Genomic DNA, 5,910 nt, shown 5'->3' on the forward strand with positions numbered 1-5,910 from the left:
AATCAACGACCATTAAAAATACATCATCAACAGACTGCCATTGAAAGATTCCGGGCTTGTTCGGATTAAACTTGTAATTTGCCTGACTAAAAAATACGTTGCTAACATCGTCCCGCTGAACGCCGAAGGAATCGGTACTGCCCCACACGGCACAGCGACTTTCACTGAAACTGGTAACCAATTACACGTCACCATTGAAATGTTCGATACCCCGGCCAACACGCAACACTGGGAACATTTCCACGGCTTTCCAAATGGCAAAGCGGCACAGATTGCTACTATGGCCCAAGATGTCAATCACGACGGCTTTGTAGACTTGCCTGAAACTGAACCTGTTTCTGGGACGACGATGGTCCCATTTGATAATGCGCCCCATCATATGGACGTACCAAATGATAATTACCCAGTTGCCGACGCGCAGGGCCACTTCGCTTATGAAATCGATGTGCCCTTAGGCGACCTACAGGCTAAGTTCAAAGAAGTCTTCGGTACCGATGACTTAGAACTAGACAAGCGGGTCATTTATATTCACGGCGTCCCACAAGACTTAGCCCTACCTGCATCAGTCGCTGGTGAAGTGGGCATGTATGATGCTCACGTAACCCTACCAATTGCAGTTGGTAAGATTGAGGTTACGGAAGACTAGGCAATTATTACTTAAACTCACAACCAAAAACTAAGACCGCTTACCACTATCAGTTAGTAGTGGTAAGCGGCCTTAATTTTTTATGAAATCAGCAAAAGCAAATCCTTTATTTGAATTGCACGATATCATTACTATGTTAGACTATTTTTAACCAACATTAAATTGAGGTGTTTTCAATGACCAACGAACAACGAGTTATTCATATTATTAAAACAACTCCTGCTTTAATGACGATTCTTCAATTAATTCAAGACTGTCATTTAAAACAAGGCGCATTGGCGGCTGGTAGCATCCGTAATACTGTTTGGCAAGTACTCAGCGGGCAGCCAGTGATGTTCAACAGTGATATTGACGTCGTCTTTTTTGACCCTGAGCGACCAGCCAGCGATGATTTAAAAATCTATCAGCAACTTACTGATAAAGCCCCACAATACCAATGGCAAATAAAAAATGAGGTCTATATGGCACATTATAATTTTGATAAGGATCCCGAATTCACTTCCGTTACCGATGCAATTGGTCACTTTGTCGAAGTTCCAACTTGTATTGGCGCCTTTTTAGACGAAAATCAAATCAAGCTAATCGCCCCATACGGTGTAGACGATTTGATAAACTTTCGCTGTTCCCCAATCCCCTACTATCGCCAGGATGCCAAGCACATGGCAATCTATCAGCAGCGAATGGCACAGAAGCAGTGGCATCAACAATGGCCCAAGTTACAAATTGATGGTATTTGAAATATTATGCATACCCTTAATTTACGTCATTTAGGCCAAGTCAGCTTTTAATATTGCCCGCTGCACGTCCAACGTTTCTAACAAACTGACCGCACAGTCAGCACCCTTATTGCCACTCTTAAAGCCAGCGCGATCCATAGCTTGTTCAATGGTATCCGTGGTTAAAACGCCGAACATTATGGGCGTATCGGTTGCCAAACTGACGGTCGCAATCCCCGTCGTCACGCCACGACAAACATAGTCAAAGTGCGCGGTTGCACCCCGAATGACTGCCCCAAGTGCAATCACGCCATCATAGCGCTTGGTTGTAATCATTTTTTGAACCGTCAGTGGCATCTCAAAAGCTCCCGGTACCCAGGCCACGTCAATATCGGTTTCATTGACCCCATGCTGTACCAAACTTTCTTGTGCCCCAGTTAAAAGCTGCTGCGTTACAAACGCATTGAAACGCGCCACGACAATCCCAATCTTAAGCCCGTTGCCATTAATTTTGCCGTTAAAAGTTGTCATTCGTGTCCCTCCGTTAGTGTGAGTTGATGATGAAATCGATCACGTTTTGTTTTTAAGTAAGCTTGATCGTACTGGTTGGCTGGTATTTCTAAGGGGACCCGTTCAACAACATCAATCCCCGCTGCACGTAACTGCTCAACCTTGTCAAGATTATTAGTCAGCAAACGAACCCGTGTAATCCCCATTTGGCGTAGCATTAATGCCGCAATATCATACCGGCGCTCATCCGGTTGAAAGCCCAACTGCACGTTCGCATCATACGTATCAACCCCGTGTTCTTGGAGTGCGTAAGCTGCTAGTTTGTTAGCCAAGCCAATGCCGCGACCCTCTTGCCGTAAATAGACGAAAACACCGCGCTGAGCTTGACTGATCTTTTGGAGTGCGGCGTGTAATTGATCACCACAGTCACACCGCCGCGATCCTAAAACATCGCCCGTAAAGCATTCAGAGTGTAACCGCACTAACACTGGTTCATCGCCACTGATATCACCAGCTTGCAGTGCCACTGGCAACGCCGTATGACCGGGGGCTTCGAAACCAGTCATCGTGAACTGACCATCCTTGGTCGGTAAGTTGACACTCGGGGTCGTTGTTAGCTGGGCGGCACCCGTTTGAATCACGTAGGTGGTAATATCTTCAATGGTGATTAGCGATAATTGTAAGCCCTCTGCCAAAGCTTTGAGATCACGGCGCCGCGCCATTAAGCCATTTTTCTTGATAACTTCACAAATATAGGCCGCGGGGGTCACACCTGCTAATTGTGCTAACGTGACGGCCGCTTCAGTATGACCACGCCGCGCTAACAATCCACCAGTCCGCGCAATCAATGGAAAAACGTGCCCGGGATGATAGAAATCAGCGGCCTGACTATTGGGATTGGCTAACGCTTGAATCGTGGTCGCCCGATCAGCTGCCGAGATTCCCGTGGACGTCGTATGGTGATCCGTTGAGACTGTAAATGCCGTTCCAAACGCATCGTGTTCACTAGTCATCGGTGTCAAATGTAGTCGCGTGGCGATACTTGGCGCCATCGGAACACAGAGTAGTCCCCGCGCTGATGTAATCATCCGATTCACTGTCGCAGTGGTTGCTTTAGCGGCTAGGCCAACCATGTCTCCTTCCGCTTCACGCGTCTCATCATCCGCAACAATAATCAATTCGCCCCGTTTTAATGCGGCCAAGGCCGCTGCTACCTTTTTCATTGTATCCATCTTAATGACTCCCCTCTAATGCTAATTGCCGGGCCAAGTACTTGCCCAGAATATCCGTTTCTACATTCACCAGCGTTCCAACTTGTAACTTAGACAAGGTCGTCACCGCTTGTGAATGCGGAATCAAATCGACTTCAAACGTTGTCTCCGTGACCGCTACGACCGTCAAACTAACCCCATCAACTGCCACCGAACCTTTAGTGACTACTAGTGCGCGATATTCTGACGGTAAACTGATCAACAGACGCAACGCGTGCGCATCAGATTGTCGCTGCATCACTTGACCACAGTAATCGATGTGCCCCTGAACAATGTGCCCATCTAAGTGCGCGTTCACTTGTAACGCACGTTCTAGGTTCACCAATGAACCGACCACAAGGATCTTTAAGTTCGTTCGACGCACCGTTTCAGGCATCACCACTACACTGAAAGCATCCGCTTATCGGGTCGTTACCGTTAAACAAATGCCGTTCACCGCTATACTGTCACCAATCTTAAGACTCGGTGTCATCAGCGACGGTGCGGTAATCGTAAGGGTCATTTCCAACCCTTGTTGGTGCACTTGGCTGACGCGGCCCTTGGTTTGAATAATTCCAGAAAACATTTACTTAACTTCCTTTCGAACGGCCCGTAGCCGGATATTCGTCCCTAAACAAGTTACCGTTGGTTGTTCAAATGTCAACGGTGTCATCGCAGCGGCCCCGGTAACGGCTGGCAAACCCGTCCCACCAATCATCATTGGTGCGATGTAGCTGACCCATTCGTCAATCAATTCAGCCGCAACAAATTCAGCTTGCAGATGAGCCCCACCTTCAACTAAGAGTGACTGCCAGCCTTGTTCGACACATAGTTGACTGATTGCAGCGGGTGTCCAGTTGCCAATCAGGACGTGTACATTGGGACTGTTTCGAAGTTGGTCGTCACTAGCCGCAGCCTGACGACAAAGTAACCAGGTTGGTGCCTGACCGTCCTGAACAAGCCGGTGGTTTAACGCCACGGTACTCGTATTCAACACCACCAATCGAACCGGTGGCTGCACCATTGCCGTCAGTCGGACGGTTAATTGTGGATCATCAATCGTTAGCGTCCGTTCACCAATCAGAATTGCTTGAAACTGTGACCGTAAGCACTGACTATCGATATAACTAGCATGATTGGAAACCAGCGTCCGAGTCGGCGTTTCAGTATTAATTTTGCCATCAAGCGTTATCGCCGTTTTTAGGGTGATCCATGGTCGCTGCTGCACATAAAAATGATTGTAGTGGGGGTTCAACGCGCGAACTTTGTCCGTTAAACAGCCCGTCACCACATCAACTCCGTGGTTCAAAAGATACTGACGTCCCTTACCACCCACGATTGGATGGGGATCTAATTGACCAATCACGACTTGCCGAATTCCGGCCGCGACGATTCGCGCACTACACGGCGGCGTCTTCCCATAGTGTGAACAAGGTTCCAGTGTGACAAATAACGTGGCCCCACGCGCCTGTTCTGGTGTGACCTGCCGCAGCACATCCACCTCAGCATGGTCACCGCCAAAATAATGATGATAACCTTGAGCTAACACGTGGCCGTCTTTGACTAATACCGCACCGACCTGGGGATTTTGGTACGTCGCCACCCCCGCCAATTTGGCTTGATCGATAGCCATTTGCATAAAATCAGTTAACATTGGTTCACCTCCAACAAGATAAAAAAACACCCAATTATCAAATCATCGATAATCGGGTGTGAAGTGTTCGCCAAATAGATTTCACCAGTAGGATCCAGCTAAATAAACCTACTTAAAGGTCGCCAATAGCCACTACTGCCTAGTAAAATTCAAGCAATAATTTTCTTCTCCCATCCAGACTATACTGTCGGTCCCAGACTTGCACTGGGTCCACCGCTCACGCGGGTCACGGACTTCAACTTACGTTGTTACCGTCGGTCGGGAATTGCACCCTGCCCCGAAGAAATCGTATTCAGTTTTCACCTTTTATAAAAACACTTTCTTAATCAATTGTCAATCACCCCTTTTAGTTTAACCTCGTGAACTGCTGTGTTAAACTGCTAGCAAACTTTATAAAAATGATAATGACTAACACTAATTCTTAACTTTTTTCAGAAAATTGTTCGCTTTTCTTAACTAGTTTTCAAGTTTCAGTACGGTACAATGAAATCATTCATAATATCGGAGTTGAATAAAATGTGGCCTAATTATCAAACAAGGCGCTGGCAAGTGGCAGTGACAGCTGGATTACTGTCCCTTGCTATCATGGGGATTGTCTTCGCAATTTGGGGGATCACGCCCTTCGGTAACCATAACTTATTAATTAGTGATATGGGTGGCCAATACTTATCATTTTTCACCGCGTATCGGCATGCCATTTTAACGCATAGTTTTCAATTATATTCATTTTCACAGTCATTAGGCGGTAACGCACTACCCACGATTGCTTACTATCTATTAAGCCCATTTAACATTTTGATGTTGTTGTTTCCGGCGGCCAATTTGCCAACCGGACTTAGTCTACTCATCATGTTAAAAATCAGCTTGATTGCGGTCACTATGACGGCTTTTTTACAAACGCATTTTCAAACAAAGCGGTGGTCGACTGCCATTTTTGGTGTTGCTTTCAGCCTCTCTGGCTTCGTTGCCCTCAACTATTTTACGATCATGTGGTTGGATGCATTAATTTGGTTACCACTGGTCATTCAAGGACTCGACCACTTAATTGCAACTAGGGTCCGTCTTAAAACTACTTAAGTAAGATGCAAATTGAGGCAATGTAGACCGTAGCCAGATAAACATGAGCGAGCTTAT

At 46.7% G+C, this 5,910-nt stretch carries 5 protein-coding genes, 2 pseudogenes and 1 riboswitch; of the genes and pseudogenes, 3 read left to right on the top strand and 4 right to left on the bottom strand.

Going from position 1 to position 5,910, the window contains the following annotated elements; translation table 11 throughout:
* Positions 1–82 precede the first annotated feature (82 nt).
* On the top strand, positions 83–646 hold the full coding sequence (locus ACOV1R_RS15680; protein WP_003645210.1) for a hypothetical protein: 564 nt from the start codon (positions 83–85) through the stop codon (positions 644–646).
* Between the two features lie 176 nt (positions 647–822).
* Positions 823–1,383 carry a nucleotidyltransferase family protein gene (locus ACOV1R_RS15685; RefSeq protein ID WP_003640239.1) on the top strand — a complete coding sequence of 187 codons (561 nt, stop codon included), beginning with the start codon at positions 823–825 and terminating at the stop codon, positions 1,381–1,383.
* 30 nt (positions 1,384–1,413) lie between these two features.
* Here the strand turns inward: ACOV1R_RS15685 and ribH are convergent, their stop codons facing one another.
* The 4 genes and pseudogenes from ribH to ribD form a co-directional block, all read right to left on the bottom strand.
* Positions 1,414–1,893, bottom strand: coding sequence for a 6,7-dimethyl-8-ribityllumazine synthase (gene ribH, locus ACOV1R_RS15690; protein ID WP_217203425.1), 480 nt, complete (start codon positions 1,891–1,893; stop codon positions 1,414–1,416).
* Complete coding sequence (locus tag ACOV1R_RS15695; RefSeq protein ID WP_054519073.1) at positions 1,890–3,104, bottom strand: bifunctional 3,4-dihydroxy-2-butanone-4-phosphate synthase/GTP cyclohydrolase II; 1,215 nt, start codon at positions 3,102–3,104, stop codon at positions 1,890–1,892. The genes ribH and ACOV1R_RS15695 overlap by 4 nt, the downstream gene beginning before the upstream one ends.
* A 1-nt stretch (position 3,105) precedes the next feature.
* Positions 3,106–3,708, bottom strand: a pseudogene (locus ACOV1R_RS15700) (riboflavin synthase).
* Positions 3,709–4,776 (bottom strand): bifunctional diaminohydroxyphosphoribosylaminopyrimidine deaminase/5-amino-6-(5-phosphoribosylamino)uracil reductase RibD, encoded by a 1,068-nt coding sequence (ribD, locus tag ACOV1R_RS15705; RefSeq protein WP_003644273.1) that lies wholly within the window; start codon positions 4,774–4,776, stop codon positions 3,709–3,711. It abuts the pseudogene before it with no gap.
* A gap of 158 nt (positions 4,777–4,934) precedes the next feature.
* A riboswitch (FMN riboswitch) is annotated at positions 4,935–5,065 on the bottom strand.
* 227 nt (positions 5,066–5,292) lie between these two features.
* Here ribD and ACOV1R_RS15710 point away from each other — a divergent pair.
* A pseudogene (locus tag ACOV1R_RS15710) lies at positions 5,293–5,829 on the top strand (YfhO family protein); the annotation flags it as partial.
* Positions 5,830–5,910: the final 81 nt, after the last annotated feature.

The organism is Lactiplantibacillus sp. YT640, from assembly GCF_049745435.1.
GTDB classification, from domain to species: domain Bacteria; phylum Bacillota; class Bacilli; order Lactobacillales; family Lactobacillaceae; genus Lactiplantibacillus; species Lactiplantibacillus plantarum.